At 60.5% G+C, this 19,933-nt stretch carries 19 protein-coding genes; 16 read left to right on the top strand and 3 right to left on the bottom strand.

From position 1 onward, the window contains the following. The first annotated feature begins 14 nt into the window (after positions 1–14). The 5 genes from BTUS_RS18625 (at position 15) to BTUS_RS09390 (ending at position 7,830) form a co-directional block, all read left to right on the top strand. On the top strand, positions 15–4,178 hold the full coding sequence (locus tag BTUS_RS18625) for a cadherin-like beta sandwich domain-containing protein (RefSeq protein ID WP_052300598.1): 4,164 nt from the start codon (positions 15–17) through the stop codon (positions 4,176–4,178). 718 nt (positions 4,179–4,896) lie between these two features. Beyond that, a complete protein-coding gene (locus BTUS_RS19410; RefSeq protein ID WP_245543290.1) occupies positions 4,897–5,145 on the top strand; it encodes a transposase in 249 nt (82 codons plus the stop codon). Between the two features lie 18 nt (positions 5,146–5,163). Continuing rightward, on the top strand, positions 5,164–6,198 hold the full coding sequence (locus tag BTUS_RS09400; protein ID WP_245543289.1) for a transposase: 1,035 nt from the start codon (positions 5,164–5,166) through the stop codon (positions 6,196–6,198). Between the two features lie 305 nt (positions 6,199–6,503). Then, entirely contained in the window at positions 6,504–7,247 is a 744-nt protein-coding gene (locus BTUS_RS09395; RefSeq protein WP_041304036.1) for a cadherin-like beta sandwich domain-containing protein, read from the top strand. After that, positions 7,219–7,830 carry an alpha/beta hydrolase gene (locus BTUS_RS09390; RefSeq protein ID WP_218917962.1) on the top strand — a complete coding sequence of 204 codons (612 nt, stop codon included), beginning with the start codon at positions 7,219–7,221 and terminating at the stop codon, positions 7,828–7,830. Before BTUS_RS09395 ends, BTUS_RS09390 begins: the two co-directional genes overlap by 29 nt. 340 nt (positions 7,831–8,170) lie before the next feature. Here the strand turns inward: BTUS_RS09390 and BTUS_RS09385 are convergent, their stop codons facing one another. Beyond that, positions 8,171–9,004 (bottom strand): RpnC/YadD family protein, encoded by an 834-nt coding sequence (locus BTUS_RS09385; RefSeq protein ID WP_041304034.1) that lies wholly within the window; start codon positions 9,002–9,004, stop codon positions 8,171–8,173. A 61-nt stretch (positions 9,005–9,065) separates the two neighbouring features. Beyond that, positions 9,066–9,386 carry a M48 family metalloprotease gene (locus BTUS_RS19250; protein ID WP_407635217.1) on the bottom strand — a complete coding sequence of 107 codons (321 nt, stop codon included), beginning with the start codon at positions 9,384–9,386 and terminating at the stop codon, positions 9,066–9,068. 467 nt (positions 9,387–9,853) lie between these two features. Between BTUS_RS19250 and BTUS_RS09380 the strand changes: the two genes are divergently transcribed. The 7 genes from BTUS_RS09380 to erpA all read left to right on the top strand — a co-directional run bounded on the left by BTUS_RS09380 (position 9,854) and on the right by erpA (position 15,273). Further along, positions 9,854–10,579, top strand: a complete 726-nt coding sequence (locus BTUS_RS09380; protein ID WP_013075863.1) for a GLUG motif-containing protein — start codon at positions 9,854–9,856, stop codon at positions 10,577–10,579. A gap of 431 nt (positions 10,580–11,010) precedes the next feature. Next, positions 11,011–11,313, top strand: coding sequence for a winged helix-turn-helix transcriptional regulator (locus tag BTUS_RS09375; RefSeq protein WP_013075862.1), 303 nt, complete (start codon positions 11,011–11,013; stop codon positions 11,311–11,313). 57 nt (positions 11,314–11,370) lie between these two features. Continuing rightward, the gene (locus tag BTUS_RS09370; protein ID WP_013075861.1) at positions 11,371–11,607 is read left to right on the top strand and encodes a hypothetical protein; all 237 of its coding nucleotides are present in this window, start codon (positions 11,371–11,373) and stop codon (positions 11,605–11,607) included. Positions 11,608–11,646: 39 nt separating this feature from the next. After that, entirely contained in the window at positions 11,647–12,396 is a 750-nt protein-coding gene (locus BTUS_RS09365; RefSeq protein WP_013075860.1) for an HAD family hydrolase, read from the top strand. Continuing rightward, positions 12,393–14,225 carry a translational GTPase TypA gene (typA, locus tag BTUS_RS09360; protein ID WP_013075859.1) on the top strand — a complete coding sequence of 611 codons (1,833 nt, stop codon included), beginning with the start codon at positions 12,393–12,395 and terminating at the stop codon, positions 14,223–14,225. Before BTUS_RS09365 ends, typA begins: the two co-directional genes overlap by 4 nt. A 137-nt stretch (positions 14,226–14,362) precedes the next feature. Beyond that, positions 14,363–14,830: a hypothetical protein gene (locus BTUS_RS09355; protein ID WP_013075858.1), complete on the top strand. Its 468-nt coding sequence runs from the start codon at positions 14,363–14,365 to the stop codon at positions 14,828–14,830. An 86-nt stretch (positions 14,831–14,916) separates the two neighbouring features. Next, the gene (gene erpA, locus BTUS_RS09350) at positions 14,917–15,273 is read left to right on the top strand and encodes an iron-sulfur cluster insertion protein ErpA (protein WP_013075857.1); all 357 of its coding nucleotides are present in this window, start codon (positions 14,917–14,919) and stop codon (positions 15,271–15,273) included. Positions 15,274–15,392: 119 nt separating this feature from the next. On the opposite strand, the gene ymfI is transcribed toward erpA, so the two are convergent. After that, positions 15,393–16,154 carry an elongation factor P 5-aminopentanone reductase gene (ymfI, locus tag BTUS_RS09345; RefSeq protein WP_013075856.1) on the bottom strand — a complete coding sequence of 254 codons (762 nt, stop codon included), beginning with the start codon at positions 16,152–16,154 and terminating at the stop codon, positions 15,393–15,395. A 185-nt stretch (positions 16,155–16,339) separates the two neighbouring features. On the opposite strand from ymfI, the gene BTUS_RS09340 reads away from it, so the two are divergent. The 4 genes from BTUS_RS09340 to mraZ all read left to right on the top strand — a co-directional run bounded on the left by BTUS_RS09340 (position 16,340) and on the right by mraZ (position 19,918). Further along, complete coding sequence (locus BTUS_RS09340) at positions 16,340–17,278, top strand: hydroxymethylglutaryl-CoA lyase (RefSeq protein WP_013075855.1); 939 nt, start codon at positions 16,340–16,342, stop codon at positions 17,276–17,278. Between the two features lie 51 nt (positions 17,279–17,329). Beyond that, complete coding sequence (locus BTUS_RS09335) at positions 17,330–18,850, top strand: acyl-CoA carboxylase subunit beta (protein WP_013075854.1); 1,521 nt, start codon at positions 17,330–17,332, stop codon at positions 18,848–18,850. 74 nt (positions 18,851–18,924) lie between these two features. Continuing rightward, positions 18,925–19,356 (top strand): hypothetical protein, encoded by a 432-nt coding sequence (locus BTUS_RS09330; protein WP_013075853.1) that lies wholly within the window; start codon positions 18,925–18,927, stop codon positions 19,354–19,356. A gap of 130 nt (positions 19,357–19,486) precedes the next feature. Then, entirely contained in the window at positions 19,487–19,918 is a 432-nt protein-coding gene (mraZ, locus tag BTUS_RS09325; RefSeq protein ID WP_013075852.1) for a division/cell wall cluster transcriptional repressor MraZ, read from the top strand. Positions 19,919–19,933 lie beyond the last annotated feature (15 nt).

The following is a 19,933-nucleotide window of genomic DNA, read 5'->3' as shown; positions in this document are numbered from 1 at the left end:
GGGCTGGAACGGGGATGGGTCGACGGTCCGCTTCCGGTCGAGTGGGTCAATGGTTGCTTTGTCTGGCGTTGTCGGCGGCTCTGTGGCCTTTGTATCCCGCGTCGGCGGCTGTTCTCGGAGAGGCTGCCGTTTCGGCGGGCGGCAGTCATTCGTTGGTCTTGACCTCGGATCAGACGGTATGGGCCTGGGGGGACAACACTAACGGTCAATTGGGGGACGGGACGACGACGGGCCGTCAAACCCCGACGCCGGCCCAGGGGTTGCCTTCGGTTGCCCAAGTATCGGCGGGGGAGAGCCACAGCCTCGCGTTGACGGACGACGGCCGGGTCTTTGCCTGGGGGTTGAACTCGTCGGGCCAACTCGGTGACGGCACGACGGCCGATTCCAGGACCCCGGTGCAGGTGCAGGGGTTGGCCACGGACTCCACGATTAAAGTGGTGGCCGCGGGTGGGAACCACAGCCTGGCGCTCACGTCGGACGGGCGGGTCTTCGCGTGGGGCAAGAATTCCTCCGGTCAATTGGGGAACAACTCCACCGTCGATTCCAGTATTCCGGTCCAGGTGCAGGGACTGCCGGCGAATGTGACGGCGGTGGCGGCAGGCGGAAATCACAGCCTGGCGCTGACGTCGGACGGACGGATCTACGCGTGGGGTTTGAATTCGTCCGGTCAATTGGGTGACGGGACGACGAGCAATTCCTCTACGCCGGTGTTGGTGGCGGGGTTGCCCGCCGGGTCAAAACCGGTGGCGGTGTCGGCTGGGAAAGATCACAGCCTGGCCTTGATGCAGGACGGAACGGTCTATGCGTGGGGCGGGAACAGCTACGGCCAGCTGGGGAATGGAACGACCACGGCGAGCGAGATGCCGGTGCAGGTCACAGGGTTGGCCAATGTTACGGCGGTGTCGGCCGGGGGATCCGACAGTCTGGCCCTGACGTCCGACGGCTACGTTTATGCGTGGGGGTTGAATTCGTCCGGTCAACTGGGGGACGGGACGACATCGAATCGCAATACGCCTGTTCGCGTGTTCAGCGTGCTGTCCACCGGGGCCCTTTTGACCGACCTGCAACTTTCCGACGGATCCAGCAACCCGATTGCTTTGAGTCCCGGTTTTACATCCACCGTCATGGATTACACGGCAACTGTGGGGGCGGGGGTCAATCAGGTTTTGTTGTATGCAAAGCCGGCAGCCTCCGGAGTGACGATGACCCTCACGGTGAACAGCCAAAGTCCTGTATCGCTGGCGGCGGGTGTGAAACAGTCGGTTGCTCTTAGTTCGGACCCGACGAACACGCTGAAAATCACGGTGATTCAAGGAAGTGTGATCAGCACTTATACCATCATCGTAAACCGGGCGAAGAGCAGCAATGCGAACCTGAGCGGGGTGGATGTGAGCCCGGGGTCGCTGAATCCGGTCTTTGATCCGAACGTGCTGACCTACACCGTGCAAGGGGCGGAACAGGCAAGCAGCCTGACGGTGACACCTCACTTGGCGGACAAGTCGGCGACGGTGACGGTGAACGGCACGCCGACCGGGGATGGGCAAGCGGTGACGGTGCCCCTCGATCAGGGAGGCAACCTGATCCCGATCGTCGTGACGGCCCAGGATGGGACTCAGAGACAGTATACGCTTTCGGTTAACGGAACGGTGAGCAACGCCGATCTGGGGAGCCTGACGGTAACCCCCGGAACGCTGAGTCCGGCCTTCTCGGCGGCGACCACGGCGTACACGGTGAACGTGGGCAATGAGGTTGACCACGTGGATGTGACCGCTTCTCCGTCGGATCCGAAGGCCATGATGCTCTGGAACGGCAGCGTGTGGAAGGCCGGTCAGGTGCAGACGGTGAACCTGAATGTGGGATCGAACACCGTTGCGTTTCAGGTGATAGCCCAGGACGGCACCACCAAGACGTACACGGTGACGGTGATCCGGGCGAAGAGCGGCAATGCGAACCTGAGCAGGCTGGATGTGAGTGTGGGGACGCTGAGCCCGACGTTTGATCCCAATACGGTGAGCTACACCGTGCAAGGAGTAGGACAGGCGAGCAGCCTGACGGTGACGCCTCACCTGGCGGATTCCACGGCGACGGTGACGGTGAACGGTACGCCTACCCAGGATGGGAAAGGTGTGACGGTGCCCCTGAATCAGGGTTCGAACACCATTTCCATCGTCGTGACGGCCCAGGATGGGAGCCAGAAAGGGTATGCGCTTTCCGTCAACGCCACGGTGAATAACGCTGATCTGGGGAGCCTGACGGTCAGTTCGGGAACGCTGAGCCCGGCCTTCTCGCCAATGACCACGGCCTACACGGTGAATGTGGCCAATGGGGTCAATCAGGTGGTTTTGACCGCTTCTCCGTCGGACCCGAATGCCACGATGCTGTGGAACGGCGATGTGTGGACGGGTACGCAGACGGTGAACCTGAATGTGGGACCGAACGTGTTCTCGATTAAGGTGGTGGCCCAGGACAAGGTAACCGCCAAGATCTACACGGTGACGGTGAACCGGGCGCCGAGCAGCAACGCGAACCTGGGCGGGCTGGATGTGAGCGCGGGGACGCTGGATAAGCCCTTTAATCCGAATACGCTCAGTTACACCGTGCAGGGAGCGGGGTCGATCGACAGCCTGACGGTGACGCCTCACCTGGCGGATCCCACGGCCACAGTGACGGTGAACGGTCAGCCGGCCGCAGATGGACAAGCGGTCACGGTGTCGTTGAACCAAGGGCTGAACACGATCTCGATTGAGGTGACGGCCCAGGACGGCGTAACCCAGAAGCTGTACATGATCTCCGTCAACGGGACGGTGACCAACGCCGATCTGCAGAGCCTGACGGTGACGGCGGGGAGCCAGAACCTTTTGACCGGCTTCCAGTCGACGACCACGGCGTACACGGTAAACGTGGGCAATGCGGTCGACCACGTGGATGTGACGGCGGTTCCGGTGAAGATTGGTGTTTCGATGCTCCTGAACGGCAGTTCCTTGGTTTCCGGACAGGCGCAGACAGTGAGCTTGAACGTCGGCTCGAATCAGGTGACGATTCAGGTGGTGACCCCGGAAGGTGCACACAAAACCTACATCGTGACCATCAATCGTGCCTCATCTCCCGGCGGCGGCTCCGGCGGCGGCTCCGGCGGCGGCTCCGGTGGTGGCGGAGGCGGAGGCGGCGGTGGCGGCAGCACCAACGTCGTCCGCTCGGACAACGGCAATCTGCAGATCCCGTCCGGATCCGGCGGGGAAGTGAGCCTCGGGAACTCCGTGAAGGTGATCGTGCCGCAAGGAGCGTTCAGCGGGACCGTGCGGGTGACCATCGAAGTCGTTGCGCCGTCTCAGCAGCCGGCGGCCGGGGCGGGCATGGTGCCTGTCAGCTCGGTCTTTGAGATCACCCGGGATCCGGCGGGCACGTTCAACCACCCGGTGACCATCCGGATTCAGTTCGACTCCTCGTTGGTCGACGGGGCCGAAGTGGCCGTGTTCTATTACGACGAACAGGCCAAACAGTGGGTGAAGGTCCCCACCACCGTCGAGGGGAACACGGTGATCGCCACGGTGAGTCACTTCACCAAGTTCGCGGTGTTCGCGGTGAAGGAGACACCCACGCCCCCGCCGCCGAACCAAGGCGGTGCTTTCGCGGACACGGCGGGCCACTGGGCCGAATCGCTGATCAAGACGGCGGTGGGCCAGGGCTGGGTGAAAGGCTATCCGGACGGGACATTCCACCCGGATGAGCCGGTGACCCGGGCGCAGTTCGCGGTGTTGCTGGCGAAAGCCCTTGGGCTGACGGTGCCGGAGGGTACGGCGGCCTTGCCCTTTGCCGATGCGGCATCGATTCCCGATTGGGCGCAGCCGTTCGTGGCGGCCGGTGTGCAGGCGGGAATCCTGCACGGCTACGAGGACGGCACGTTCCGGGCGGATGCGCAAATCAGCCGGGCGGAGATGGCGGTGATGGTCGCCAGGGCGCTGGGGCTGAGTGCGGCGCCGGGAGCCGCAACGGGATTTGCGGACGACGGAGCGATTCAGGCCTGGGCCAAACCCTACGTCGCTGCGGTGAGGCAGGCCGGACTGATGCACGGCCGGGGTGAGAACCGGTTTGAGCCGGCGGGGATCACGACCCGGGCCGAGGCGGTGGCGGTGCTGCTGGAAGGCAGGACGGCGGGCGGCACATCTTTTGCGCCGTGAAGAAAGAGCCGGCCCTGAACCGGGCCGGGAATGCCATCACGGTTTGTGAGCCGGGCTTGGTGCCTGTTGGCACTGGACCCGGCTTTCTTTTCTTTGAACAGCTTGGTTCGGATTTTGCGGCTGCACACGGCAGAAAAAGGTGTTGGGCGCTTCTATTCCCGCAAAACGCGACGGTGAAGGGGGCTCTGCTTACGCAAACAGTGGCGGGGTCGGCATTGTGCCGGTTTGGAGCCCAGTTGGTGGAAATCCTGCGGTCTGGACGTTGAGGGCAGGTCGCCGCATGGAGCCCAAAATGACAGAGTTAACCTCAGGAGGTGATCAAGTGCTTCGTGTTGCGGTCTCCGTAATCTATTCAGCGGATCTTCGATGATGTTGGTATTTTTCATTCCAGGATGTTTGTATCTGTTGAACCCCAATCTGTTACATCATCAACCCAAAGCGGTTGAAGGCGTCCTGGATTTGACGGAATGGGACTTCCTTAAAGACGGTCCGGTCGGGAGACCATGGAGCCTTTTTCGATGCCGAAAAGGCCAGGAGGGATAAGGGGTAAGGAGCAGGGACCAGAAAACTTTCCCCCAAAGAGGGCCAGGAAAGACAGAGGTTTTGAATGGGGGGAGGGATAGATTCGGACAAATTCACCCCAGTCCAATAAGACAGGTGAGTCCTCTTTTGTTAGAATAGTGGTTAGACAAATGATCCAACAAGGAGGACTCACCCTATGGCCATTATACCACAACTCGAACTGTTTTCCTGGGAAGACATTGAGCCGCTTGGAGACCTTGAACGCCTCCGGCTGGTTCTGGAACATCTGCCGGACGAAGCGCTCATGGCGCATCTGGAGAAATCGAGAGGTCATGGACGAGATGACTACCCGGTACGGGCGATGTGGAACTCGATGTTGGCAGGAATCGTGTTTCAGCACCCGTCGATCGAGAGCTTACGTCGGGAACTCTCTCGAAACGGGTAGCTGCGGTCGATCTGTGGGTTGCGCGCAGTTCCCAGCGCAGCCGCTTACACCCGATTTCTCCGCAGCTTGATGGAGCACGGATCGTGGATCGAATCGATGTTCGACGAGCTGGTGAAGGCCCTGAGTGAGGAACTTCCGGAGTTCGGGCGTCGTTTGGCGATGGACAGTAAGGCAATCGCCTCGTGGGCGTCCCGTCCCTCGAAAGAAAAGAAGGAAGACGGACGGCGGGATCTGGATGCAGCATACGGGGTAAAAACCTATCGTGGGACCCGCGAGGACGGGAGTACATGGGAGAAAGTGGTCCGGTGGTTTGGCTACAAGCTCCACCTGGTGGTCGACGCCAAGCATGAATTGCCGGTGGCGTATACGGTGACCAAGGGGTCGCGCTCGGACGTCAAAGAAGGGCATGTCCTGCTGGATGAGATGGAGAAACGCCATCCGGAGATGTTGAAAAAGGCCGAGGTCCTGACGGCGGATCGGGGGTACGACGACTCGAAACTCCTGAGTCGCTGCTGGGATGAATATGGGATCAAGCCCGTGATCGACACGAGGCGGATGTGGAAAGACGGGGAGCAAACGCGGTTATTACCGGGACACACGAATGTGGTGTATGACGAGGGGGGAGCGGTGTACTGTTACTGTCCAGAGACAGGGGCCCGGCAACAGATGAGCAATGGTGGGTTCGAGAAAGACCGGGGGACGCTGAAAAAAGTATGTCCAGCCAAGGCGTACGGGATCACGTGTCAAGGGCGGGAACAGTGCCCCGTGGCCGGAGGGGTGCGGGTGGCGCTCGCGGTGGACCGGCGGATCTTCACGCCGATTGCCCGGGAGAGCTACAAATGGGCAAAGGAATACCGGTACAGGACGGCGGTGGAGAGGGTGAACAGTCGCTTGGACGTCTCGTTTGGGTTTGAACGGCATACCATTCGTGGGCTGGCCAAGATGCGGTTGCGCTGCGGCTTGGCTTTGTGCGTGATGCTGGCGATGGCATTGGGGAGGGTGCGGGAGAAGCAGCAAGAACGCATGAGGAGCTTGGTTCGCAGCGTGTCCTAAACGGAACGCGATCGTAGAAGGTGGAGCTCCTGGGCCAGGTAACCAAGAACCTGACCCCGGTTTCGCATGGCCTGAACCATCCAACCTGTGGATGATAAACCAGATAATGGACATACCAAACTCGCCACGCCGATGGGATTCGTGCTGAAGGTCCGGGGAAAAAGGGACATCGAAAAAGGCTCCCATGGGTTCCGGGTGGACATGCCGGTTTTCGTGGTTCATTGGAATTCGGAACCAATAGGCAGCCACTGCCGGGGGCAGATATTGACGGAAGGTAAGCACATCCGCGGGGAGGTCGGCGGTGGATGAGGTACATGAACCGGCGTTGGAAGGTGATGTGGGGCCGAAGAGTCTGGACGATGTGGCTGGTTTTGGTGGTGATGCTCGGGTTCATCGGCGGGATTCCCGGAGCGGGGACGGTGCGGGCGGCGGGCGGCCTGACCCTGGCCAAGGCGCAGGCGGCGGGAAAAAAACTCGCGGCGGGCGAGCTTCATTCCCTGGCGCTGAAATCGGACGGGACGGTGGCGGCGTGGGGAGACAACACCTACCATCAAACGAATGTTCCTCCGGGGCTGAACCTGTTCGATTTTCGCCTTCGCGATCTGACCGTAAGCCCTGATCTGCTGAGCCCCGGGTTCTATGCCGACCGTCATGACTACACGGTCCAGGCAGGGTACGGGGTGACCGGCCTTTCGGTGGCCGCCCTGCCGATGGATCCCGTGTTTGCCCGGTTGACGGTGGGCGGCGAGGCGGCGGGGATCGGTGAGGCGAAGACCTTTGCCCTGGCGGTGGACACCACCCCGATTCTCGTCGTGGTGACCGATCTGTTCGGGACGCCGATGACCATCTACACCCTCTCGGTGACCCGGTCTGGACCGGCCGCGAACAACGCCGATCTGGCGAACCTTTCGGTCAGTCCCGGCACGCTGAGCCCGGCCTTCTCGGTGGCGACCACGGCGTACGCGGTGAACGTGGCCAATGCGGTGGAGAGCCCGGGACAACCGTTCCGTCGAGGAGCCGGTGCTTCCCCTGGTCAAAGCGCTTCATGAACAAGGGGTTGCATCGCTTCTGTTCGATTTCCGCAATTCCGGCGAATCGGAAAAAGACATCACGAGTATCGGGCAATTTGAAAAGGGGGATTTGCTATCCGCCATTGATTATGCGAAGAGTCTTGGATATAAACAAATCGGCTTGATCGGATTTTCGATGGGGGCGGCCACCGCTTTGATGGCCGCGCCCGAGGTGAACCATCTCCGTTTCCTGGTGGCCGATTCACCTTTTGCCGATCTGGAGAGCTATTTGCGGGACCATTTATCGATTTGGAGCGGACTGCCGAATTTCCCGTTCACCCCGTTGATCATGGGAGAAATTCCATTGGTGACCGGAGTCGATCCGTCGAACGTCAAGCCGATCGAGGCGATCAAACAAGTGCGGGACCTGCCGGTCCTGCTGATTCACGCCGTGAACGACGACAAAATTCCCTCCGTCAACAGTGTCAGATTGAAGGAAACTTCCGGTTCGGCAAAAACAGAACTCTGGATGACTCCCGGGGACCGACACCTCGGCTCTTATCTTCAAGATCCGCACGAGTATGTGAAAAAAGTGACGGATTTTGCCGTGAGCCATTTTTAGTCTAACACGACCAGGGACAACACGATGCTGGTGAAGGTGAGCAAAGACGGAAAAAATCATTCGAAACACGAAACTAATTGCTGGACAAACATACGTTGTAGAGCCAATTTTTCTGCGTAAAAAGAAACACAGGGGAAGGGAGTGCGTCTTTCTCGGGGATGGGGCAAACCAGCGGTATGGCCCCAGGGCGAAGGTGAGGTTCGCGGATACGAAGGGGGTTGGGTACGTCGGGTACGAGGATCTGGCGGCACGGTAACCCAACGATCCACAACCCCCGATCCGTGTGCGACTCACCGGGATCTTGGGGGCCATATCGACCTCGGTCGGCTTGTTTGCTGTATCAGTTCATCAATTTTCGGCGGATTTCCTCCGCTTCTTGCTCTGACAGGCCCGTGATGTCTATCACATCCGGCAGTGAAGCGCCCTTGCGGAACATTTTTTCGGCCACTTGAACAGCCTTGAGATGTTCGCCTTCCTGACGGCCTTCCCGACGGCCTTCCCGACGGCCTTCCTGACGGCCTTCTTCGTAAAGTTCCTCTACGATCTTGGACACCCTTCTGAGCTCCTTTCGCAAACGAGTCCGTTGTTGATCGTTCAGCGATTGGTCTCCAAGTGCCAGAATGGCGCTCACGACCAGATCCCGTTCGGTCTCGTCCGGCACTGCAGGCACAAGTTCCAAAACCCGCTTAAACGCTCTAGAAACGCTTCGCACGTTCATATTGAGCGCCAACGCCAACCGCAACCGGTCACCTGGCTCCCATTGCCCGATTCGTAGATGTTCTTCCACTTCTTTCAGCGCCGCATCACCGTTTAAATCTGACAGGAAGACGTTTTCGACCCGGTACATGGCCGTCCCAATGTCCAGCTCGCTTGGAGCGCTCTGTATATTAGCATGATACAACACTACCGTTCGAACCTGTGCCAAATGCTGACGAGCCAACCGGGCATCGTATTCCAAAAAGCGATGCAACGTCGGTTCTCGCGTGCTCTGGAATTCCAAGTGGAACACTCGTCCGTCTCGCATCCGCCACGCCTTGTCGATCCGCAGTGTATTCGACGGCAACTCCGTAGGCAAGGGCTCGGCTAACTCTACACCGTGTACGCCCAACACCTGCAGAGCGCCACCTGACAAAGAACGCGTTAAAAACTTCATGATCGTATCTTGCCTAGGCATCGCCACACCTCTTAATTGCAGTATATCGGACTCGCAAAGACTCAGCAACTTTTGCCCTGACTTATACGGACACTTCGAGGAGTTGGTCTATCGCGGCCTCCGATCTCATCCAACCGCTCCAACCGCGCCAAGCCGTGAAGAGCGGATCTTGCATCCTGAGATACGATACCTCGTGGGCCAACACTGCCTGCAACTCGTCGTCGCTCAGCCGATCAAGGATTCCTTTTGTGACACCGGCATACTGGTGACTTCTGAGCACGCCGGCGGCGTAGGCGTTATGGGAGGAACGTTTCGCCCAAGGGCTTGGCGGCGGTGTACACGCCCGATCTGCGGGATATGGAGAACCCCCCGTCCGCCGGGGAGATGCGGATGATGTCGGCAAATCGAAGAGGATTTGGCGGATCCGGGTTGTAGATCAAAGCCCGGCACCCCGCCGCCAAGGTGATGGTGGCCGGTCATGTTCCGGGCGGGGGAACGGCGATCCGGTTGGCGAGGGGTTCTGGACCGGTGACCGTGGGGCGACGGGCCGTGCTCAGGGTTCCGCGTCCTTCGCTCATTCCACGGCGAGTCCGCTCTTTCTTGGAGAATAGGAATAACTTGGATAAATTTTTAATCGGTTTTAAGATTCAATTCTTATAATCATATGCGCGCCTGTGCGCGCCTGTACCTATCGGGAACGGGGGCAGTGCGGAGGATGGTATCAAGCCTTTCGGCCACGGCCCCGCGTCTCCGGTAAAGGCCCCAGGTGTGACAGGGTGCAGCGAAACGGGGGGAGAATGGAGACCCCCTGAGGGTGGTGATTCGACGGTTGCAGCTTAACTTGGGAAACAGCGGACAGGGGGAATGCGGATGAAAGGGTGGACAGCGAGGATTCGCCGGATAGCCGTCGTCGGTTTGATCGGTCTGATGGTGAGTGCCGCGGGGTGGCCGCAGGGGACGGTGCGGGCCGGCAACGGGCCGGCGGGTATGGAAGGAGACGGGAGCCAAACAAATCCGTACGTGGTCACGAACAGGGATCAATTGGACGCCCTGCGGACCATGACCACGACTCCCGGAACATTTTTTGTGCTGGGGCAGGATATTGATCTCGGCGGCACGGAATGGGAGCCGATTCTTTCGTTTGGCGGGCATTTGGACGGTCAAGGGCACACGATCACGGGTTTGAAAATCACGACCACCACGGCGGACACCGTCGGCCTGATCGGGACCCTGGACAGCGGAGGGGAGATCAGCAACCTCACCCTGGACAATGTGCAGATCACCGCCGGCAACGGGTCATTCGATGTGGGGACGTTGGTGGGGAACAATCTCGGGGCCGTTCGGAACGCCCGAGTAACGGGTGCGTTGACCGTCAGCGGCGCGAATGTCGTCGGTGGTTTGGCCGGTTGGAACGGTGACGGAAGCCAGCCCGGGCTGATTGCGGACAGTTCGGCCTCGGTCGACATCACGGCTGCCACGACGAACGCCACCATTGGCGGACTTGTGGGTGTCAATTGGCTTGTATCGTCCGGCCCTCAAAGCTGTGGCCGGTCAAAATTCTGTCGGCGGAACGGCGGCTGCGCCATCCGTTGCTGAATAGGATCCCAATTCTATCAAAATCCGCCCAGAGGACTCCCGCCTCGCAAGAAGGGTGGTGAATGGGCGGCCGGACGCAAGTCCGGCATTTTTGTTGCGGTTTACCAAAAGTTGCCGTAACATAGAATCCAGGTAGGGCTGGAAGCACCCGAACTTACGCTGCGGAGATTGCGTAAGACCCATGTGGCCGCGGTCGATGAACCAGGAAGCTCCCGCCTCTAAGCGATAGCGAAGGCGGGAGAGGCTTCACAAGCTGGAGTTCGGGCGACAGAGGCGTCGCCCGGCCCCGGCTTTTTTGTTTTCGACGAGATTCGACTTTCTATGGTTGACCGACGGTCGTGGATTCCGTATAATAAATGAGTAAGTATCCTACCCATCGGTAAGCCCGAGGTCACCCCGGGGATGGGCAGGGGTTGAGGGGATGAGGGAATATGGGCGATGCAGCGTGCCCAATTGAGCGCACTCTTCAGGTCATCGGCAAGAAATGGATGGTTTTGATTATTCGGGAGTTGTTTCGGGGGAAGCGCCGGTTTGCGGAGATCGGGCGAAACTTGCAGATCACGGACAAGGTGTTGTCCGAGCGGCTGAAAGAGCTGGAAGAGCACGGCATTGTCGAGCGGACGGTCTATCCGGACGCTTCTCCACCCCGCGTGGAGTACACCCTGACGGAGAAGGGGCGGTCATTGAATATTGTCCTTGAGTCGATGATGGAATGGGGCTCGAAGTACGCATAAGTCCGTCGGGCCGGCCGATACTAGGGGCAAAATGTCCCGAGGAAAGGTGGACGACGGATGCCGAGGCGAGAGGAAAAACGCACAGAATCGGGCGATCAAAAGCGGCGGGAAGGCGTGGCGACAGCGGGAGGAGAAGAGGAATACCACGCCTACCCCGGGAAACCCATGCCCTGGACGACAGGCTTTTTGACCGGTTTGTTTGGCCCCTACGGTGGAGGCTTCGGCTTTTGGGCGCTGCTCGGGGCGCTGGCGGCGGTGGCGGTGTGGGTGGTCGTCGCGCTGTTCAGCCGTTAGAACCGGCCGCTTTGGTCTGCCCCGAACGGGTGGATACCGGTGAAGAAGGACAAAGAGCACGTTATCTTTGATCTGGATGATACCCTGGTGCACTGTAATGTGCACTTTCTTCGTGTCCGCAGGAATTTTGTCGAGCAAATGCTCCGCTGGTTCGGGCGGGGCGGGGTGACGGGCCGGGAGATTTGGGCGACACAGTCCCGGATCGATCTGGAGCAGGTGGAGAAGGGGGGCTTGCAGAAAGATCATTTTCCCCAGTCCTTGGTCGAGACCTATCGCATATTCTGTAAGCGGTTCGGGCGCAAGGCGGAGCCCGAGGAAGAGCGGTCTTTGCTCGCCTTGGGTTACCGGGTGTACGAGTCGCCGGTCATTCTCTACCCCTATGCCCGGGAAAGTCTCGAGGAGTTGCGGGATCGGGGACATGTCCTGTATCTTTATACCGGCGGGGATCCCGAGGTTCAACTCCGGAAACTCGAACAGTCCGGGCTGAGCCGATTTTTCGATCCGGAGCGGCGGTTTGTCACTCCGTTTAAAGACCGCGTCCGATTGGGCGAGCTGCTCCATCAGTTTGACCTTCCCGCCGGAAGCGCGTGGATGGTGGGAAACTCGTTGCGAAGCGATATTCTGCCGGCCCTTGAGCTGGGTTTGACGGCGATTCACGTGCCGGAGGAGCAACCCTGGGAGTTCGACCACGCGGTGATCCCGGAGTCGTACTATTCGCGGTTGCATCAGGTATCCGGGTTGCGGGAGGTCCCCGCCGTCATCATTGGAGAGAGAGGTGTGGCCGGGTGACCGGACAGAGGCATCTGCGCAATGTGGCCATCGTGGCCCACGTGGATCACGGCAAGACGACCCTGGTGGACCAGATGCTGCGGCAATCCGGCTCGTTTCGCGAAGGGGCCCGGGTGGAAAAACGGGTCATGGATCAGGGAGAATTGGAGCGGGAGCGGGGCATCACCATTCTCGCCAAAAACACCTCCATTCGCTACGGGGAGTACGTGATCAACATCGTCGACACCCCGGGACACGCGGATTTCAGCGGCGAGGTGGAGCGGATTATCCGCATGGTGGACGGCGTGCTTCTGGTGGTGGACGCCTTTGAAGGGGTGATGCCCCAGACCAAATTCGTCCTGCGCAAAGCCCTGGCGGCCGGGCTCGTGCCCATCGTGGTGCTGAACAAGATGGATCGCCCCCAGGCCCGGCCCGAGGAGGTTCTGGAGCAGGTGTACGATCTGTTTCTGACCCTTGAGGCCTCGGATGAACAATTGGATTTTCCCGTCCTCTACACCTCGGCCGTGCAAGGAACGGCCACCCTGGACCCGGCGGTTCCGGGCAAGGACCTGGAGCCACTTTTTGAAGCGATCGTCCGTCGGATTCCGGCCCCCGGGGGCGATCCTTCGGGCCCCGTGCAGTTTCAGGTCACCCGGCTGGATTATGATGAGTACCTGGGGCGCATCGGCGTGGGCCGGATCTACCGGGGGACGCTGACCTCAGGCCAGAGGCTGGCGCTGGTTTCCCCCGGGACGGAACCCCGCTCGGTCCGGGTGCAAAAATTGTACGGCTTTGTGGGCCTCTCCCGGGTGGAGCTGGAGAGCGCCGGGACCGGTGATCTCGTGGGAGTAGCGGGGATCCCGGACATCACCGTCGGTGAAACCCTGGCCGACCCCGATCAGCCGGAGCCCCTGCCGGCTATTGAGGTGGAGGAGCCCACGATCGAGATGACGTTTCTCATTAACGACAGTCCCTTCGCCGGTCGGGAAGGGACCTTTGTGACCTCCCGGCAGCTGCGGGAGCGGCTCTACCGGGAGACCGAGCGGGACGTGAGTTTGCGGGTGGAGGATGCGGACAGTCCGGACGCCTGGCGGGTGGCCGGGCGGGGGGAGCTGCACTTATCGATTCTGATCGAGACGATGCGCCGGGAAGGTTACGAACTTCAGGTGTCCAGGCCCCGGGTGATCCTGAAGGAGCGGGATGGCCGGGTCTACGAACCATACGAGTGGTTGACCGTGGATGTGCCCGAGGAGTTTGTGGGCGTGGTCATGGAACAGATCGGCGGGCGCCGGGGTGAACTCCAGAATATGGAGCCAAGCGGCCAGGGGACGACCCGATTGGAATTTATCGTTCCCACCCGGGGGTTGATCGGCTACCGCAGCCGCTTTCTCACTGAAACCCGGGGGAACGGGGTGATGCACCACCGGTTTTACGATTACCGCCCCCGGGAGGAGGGGCTGCCCGGTCGCAGTCAAGGGGTGCTGATCGCCGCGGTGGAAGGGACAGCCACCGCCTATGGCATTGAGTCCGTCCAGGACCGGGGCGTCATGTTTGTCGAACCCGGCGTCGAAGTCTACGAAGGCATGATCGTCGGGGAGCATTCCCGGGAACAGGATATCACCGTCAACGTCTGCAAAGCCAAACACGTCACCAATATGCGGGCTTCGACAAAAGAAGAAGGCATCCGGCTGAAGACGCCGCGCAAAATGTCGCTGGAGGCCGCCCTGGAGTACCTGGCCGATGACGAGTACTGCGAGATCACCCCGAAGGCGGTGCGGCTCCGGAAGCGGATTTTGTCCAAATCCGAGCGGGAGCGGGCAAACCGGGGGAAGGCGGCGGCCCGGTCCTAGGCGCCCGCCCTTCTTTTTATTTCTGCGCATCAAAATTCGCGCATATTGCCCCACATGTGGTATACTGTGGAGTAAAGATCGGGTTAAGGCCGCTTCACACCGGATGACGGGGCCTGTTTCCGCCAGGGGGGATTCCGGTGGATCAAGAATTCGTCTATCCGTTGACCATGAAAGATGGCAAGGTGTTCGATGCCTTGGGGCAGGATGTCACAGAACAGTACCAGCGGGTCAAGCAAGCGGAGGCTGCGGAGCGGATGTTGCGCGCCCTGGAGATCCTGCAGCAGAAAAAGGCCGAGGGGACTCCGACCCAGCACCTTCTTTACGTGGACACCGCTTTTCGATACTGCGCGGTGGTGGAGACTTTTGCCGGGGATGATTTGTCGGAACGACTCAATCTCGCGTACGCCGAGCGCGTTCACGAAGATGACAAAGGTCGGCTATTTTTGGACAAAGTGAACCGGGCCCTGTACCCGATCGAAAGCCTGGCGGAATTGTACCGCATGGTTGGATCGGGCATGTTTTCCACGGCGGTGGCGGAAGCGATTTGGGACAATCGCGAAGCGGCTTTTTATCTGATTCGGGATTTGTGGGATCCAGCCGTATAGTTGTCGTGAAAAGACTTGCTTTTCAAAGGGCAAAGGGGATACACTGGTGGTGTGGGCAATCGATCTCACCGGGAGGTGTTGAGTGGATGATAACGCTGACCCAGGAAGCGGCCGGGAAGCTCAGGGAGCTCATTGCCGACAAAGGGAGCGAGGATCTGGCGGTCCGGGTGTTCATCAAAGCCGGGGGCTGCAGCGGTTTCAGCTACGGCATGGCTCTTGATGAGCCGAAGAATGAGGACAATGTCGTGGAGTCCGAAGGTGTCCGGGTGGTGATCGATCCGATGAGCGCTCCGTACCTCACCGGGGCGGAGATCGATTACGTGGATACCCTCACCGGGGCGGGGTTTAAGATTCACAACCCCAACGCGGTTTCCACCTGCGGCTGCGGTCACTCGTTCCGCACGGCGGATCAGGCCGATGAGCCCGGTTATTGCGATCATTGAGCGACCAGAAGGGTTTTCCATGAGTCCGTCACCCGCGGCGAGGACCGCGGGTTTTTTGTGTCCGCAGGGCGCTGGCAACGGCTAAGGGTCAGGCTCCCGGCTCTTCAGCTCAAGGGCCTTCAAGGGTATTGGCCACCGTTCGGCCGAAGGGTTTGCCCGGTGATCCAGTCGCTGTCCGGCAGGGAGAGAAACAAAACCGCCCGAGCCACGTCCCGGGGGGTGCCGAGGCGCCCGATCGGGATCTGATCGGCGATCTGGGCGCGCTCTTCGGGAGAAAAGGGGCCGAGCATGCGTGTATCCACAGGCCCCGGGGAGACGGCGTTGACCGTGATCCCCGTTCGGGCCACTTCTTTGGCCAGGGCCCGGGTGAAGGCGATCAGCCCGCCCTTGGCAGCGGAGTACGCCACCTCCCCCGCCCCTCCCGTTTCCCCCCAGATCGAGGCGATGTTGATGATCCGCCCGTATCCCCGCCTGATCATGCCTGGGAGAGCCGCCCGGCAGGTGGCGTAAACCGCCTTTAGGTTTAGGGCGAGGAGGTGGTCCCATTCTTCCTCTTCGGTGTCGATGAGGAGCTTGTACGCCGTTTTGCCCGCTGCGTTGACCAGGATGCGGAGAGGGCCCAGGGATTCGGCGGCCCGGCGGACGAGATCCCGGGCTTCGTCACTACGGGTGAGATCCGCTTCGAGGATGATGGCTTCCACCCCGGATGCCCGGCAGGCGGAGGCGGTGAGAAGGGCGGCCTCTCGACGACGGTGGTAATGCAGGGCGACAGGGGCCCCGGCATCGGCGAGCTCCCTGGCGATGGCTGCGCCGATGTCCCCGGATGCCCCGGTGATCAATGCCACGTGGTCCTCCAGCGGTCGCCCGGTGGATGCTGCCATCGATTTCACCTCGGTTTCTCTTTCATATGTCGACAACAAGCGTATACCCGAAGACGCCAAAGGGCAAGCCCCGGGGCACGACAGAACTGCGCCGCGGAACCCGAACGAGCGATCGGTCAGCGACAGGATTTTGCCCCGATGTGTCGAAAATGGTAAATGGGCAGGAGCGCCTTGATGGAGCGAACATGAACAGGCGAGGTGACGAGAGCGTGGGGGCACAACCTCAGCGGGTGCAGATCGTGGAAGTCGGCCCGAGAGACGGGCTGCAAAATGAGCCGGATGTGGTTCCGACGGACGTGAAGGTGGCGTGGATCGACCGGCTCAGTGGGACCGGGCTAAAGCGCATTGAAGTAACATCTTTCGTCAACCCGCGCTGGATTCCGGCTTTGGCGGATGCCGAAGAGGTGATGCGGCGGATCCGGCGAGCAGAGGGGGTGCAGTACAGTGCCCTGGTTCCCAATGTGAAGGGACTGGAGCGGGCCGCGGCCATCGGGATGGAGGCCGTGGCGGTGTTCATGTCCGCCAGTGAGACCCATAACCGAAAGAATATCAACAAGTCAATCGCCGACACGTACCCGGTGCTCGCCGAGGCGGTTCGAGAGGCGAAGGCCGGGGGAATGTTTGTCCGGGGTTACGTTTCCACGGCCTTTGGGTGTCCTTTTGAGGGCAGGGTACCCGTTGAACAGGTTCGAGAGGTCTCCCTGCGTCTCCTGGAGATGGGAATCGACGAGCTGTCGGTGGGAGACACCATCGGCGTGGCGACGCCGGCAGATGTTCATCGATTGGTGGACCTCCTGTTACAAGACGTGGCAATCGACCGGTTGGCGCTGCATTTTCACGATACGTATGGCATGGCCATTGCGAATATTTATGCGGCCATGGAGCACGGGGTTTACATTTTCGATGCCTCCTCAGGCGGGCTGGGCGGCTGTCCCTACGCCCCCGGGGCCACGGGGAACGTGGCCACCGAGGACGTTCTGTACCTCATGCGAGGGTGCGGGGTGGAGACCGGGGTTTCCTTTGAAGCGGCTCTGGGAGCGGCGGAATTTATCGAAGATGCCTTGGGCCGGACCTTGCCCGCCCACAACCTCCGGGCCCGGCGGGGCGCTTGCAGCGTGCAGTAACGATCGCGCCGATTTGCACCAAGGTTCACGGTAAAGGGGGAGGTCCGATTCATGAGTGGGTACAAAGACATTCGAAATAAGATCCTGGGAGGCGGCGAGGAAAAGTATCATGAGAAACTTCGCCGGGACGGGAAATTGTTCGTGCGTGACCGATTGCGCCTGCTGTTGGACGAGGATATCTCTTTTGAAGAGGGGTTGTTTGCCAATTGCCAGGCGGAGGGGTTGCCGGCGGACGGGGTGGTGACGGGAGTCGGCCGCATCCACGGGCGCACAGTCTGCTTTATGGCCAATGATTCCACGGTGAAGGCCGGGTCCTGGGGAGCCCGGACGGTGGAAAAGATCCTGCGGATCCAGGAACTCGCCGAGAAAATGCGAGTCCCCCTGTTGTATCTCGTGGATTCGGCGGGCGCCCGGATCACCGATCAGGTGGAGATGTTCCCGGGCCGCCGGGGGGCCGGGCGAATTTTTTACCATCAAGTTCGCCTTTCCGGGGTGATCCCCCAGATCTGTTTGTTGTTTGGCCCTTCCGCGGCAGGAGGCGCTTATATTCCAGCTTTCTGCGACCTGGTGATTATGGTGGAAGGAAACGCCAGCATGTATCTTGGCTCCCCCCGGATGGCGGAGATGGTGATCGGGGAGAAGGTAACTTTGGAGGAGATGGGCGGCGCCCGGATGCACTGCTCGGTGAGCGGCTGTGGGGATGTGTTGGTCAAGGATGAACACGAGGCGATCGCCGCAGCCCGGGAGTACTTGAGATTCATGCCGAACAACTGGCAGGAGAAGCCCTCCCGGGCTGAATGCCTGCCCCCCAAAGCCAGCGAGCGCCCTCTTTCGGCGATTATCCCCGAGAATCAAAATGTGCCTTTTAACATGTACGATGTCATCGATCGCCTGGTGGACGAAGGATCATTTTTTGAAATCAAGCGCCTCTTCGCCCAGGAGTTGATCACGGGGCTCGCCCGGATCGACGGACGTCCGGTGGGGATCGTCGCCAATCAACCCCGGGTAAAGGGCGGGGTTCTGTTTGTGGACTCCGCGGACAAAGCGGCCCGGTTTGTCATGCTTTGCGACGCCTTTTCCATTCCCCTCCTGTTTTTGGCGGACGTGCCGGGGTTCATGATCGGGACGAAAGTGGAACGCCAAGGGATCATTCGGCACGGCGCCAAAATGATCGCCGCCGTTTCCGAGGCCACGGTGCCAAAGATTTCGGTGATCGTCCGCAAAGCCTACGGAGCCGGGCTTTATGCCATGGCGGGTCCGGCCTTTGAACCCGATGCCTGCATCGCTCTCCCCGGGGCTCAAATCGCGGTGATGGGACCCGAGGCGGCGGTGAACGCCGTGTACAGTAACAAGATCCAGTCTCTGCCCGAGGCAGAAAGACCCGGGTTTATCCAGGAAAAGCGGGAAGAGTACCGCCGGGATATCGACATTTACCGATTGGCGGGGGAGCTCGTGGTGGATGAGATCGTGGAACCGGATCGACTGCGGGAGGAACTCATCAAGAGATTCGCGGCCTATGAAACGAAGGAGCTGACCTTTGCTCGGCGCAAACACGCGGTCTACCCGGTTTAACAGAGCGATCCCTGAATGAGCGCCGACCGCCTTGGGCACGCTAGCTTCAGCAGATGGAGGGGGGCCTGGAGCATATGTGGCGGCAGGCGCGAAATCCGCCTTGGATATGGGTGGCAGTTGCCGGGGCGGTGCTGTTGGCGAGCCCCCAAGGGCGAAGGGCGGTGGCTCGCTGGGCCCGAACGGCGGCGGAGTGGTTGGAAGGGATGGAACGCGGCGGTAAGAACCGGGGCCTTGATGGGCCGCAGCAGTCCCGGAGCGAAGAGGGGCACTCATCCCGGGAGTCCGAATTGCAGTCCGGGCGGCCCAACGCGGATGGGCGTCACGGGAGCCGACTGGATCCCGGGGCCCGGAGTGAAGAGAGGCGCGGGCCTTCGAAGGAATCCAAGTTCGAACAGACCCGCGGTGATGGAGAGCGGGCCGCGGGGAGCCGGGATGAAGAATCCGCCGAAGGTCAGGTTGTCTGGTGGGTGACGAAGCCCGCCGGCACCTGGGATGAAAGGGAATAACGACGAGGGAAAAAGGACCATCTGGAATCCTGCCGATTCGGGCAGGATTTTTTGTTGCCGAGGAGAATATGAAGAGTGTGGTGGAAAGTGGGGGTAAGTGGGGCATTGGGGGGAAGGGTGGTGAGCGACCTTGTTCATCGGGGAGTTCAGTCATACCGTGGACGACAAAGGTCGGCTCACCATGCCCGCCAAATTTCGGGAAGGCCTCGGTCCGGGTTTTATTCTGACCCGGGGGTTGGACCGCTGCCTTTTCGCTTATCCGCGAAAAGAATGGGAGAGCGTCGAAGCAAAGTTGAAGAGCCTACCTGTGGCCCGACCGGAGGCCCGGGCTTTCATGCGATTTTTCTTTTCTGGGGCGACGGAGTGCGAATTTGATCGACAGGGTCGGATTCTGATTCCCGGGTCCCTTCGCGAGTACGCGTCCCTGGAGAAGGATTGCGTGATTATCGGGGTTTCAAGCCGGGTGGAAGTGTGGGCCAAGGAGGCGTGGGATGCGTATTTTGACAAAGCCCAGGAATCTTTTTCCGGCATAGCGGAAAGCCTGGCAGAGCTGGGATTTTAAGATCGGGGGGAGTGC

This window comes from Kyrpidia tusciae DSM 2912, assembly GCF_000092905.1.
Taxonomy (GTDB): Bacteria; Bacillota; Bacilli; order Kyrpidiales; family Kyrpidiaceae; genus Kyrpidia; species Kyrpidia tusciae.
Note: the sequence above shows the minus strand (reverse complement) of the source record. Positions and strands in the feature narration are given on the sequence as shown.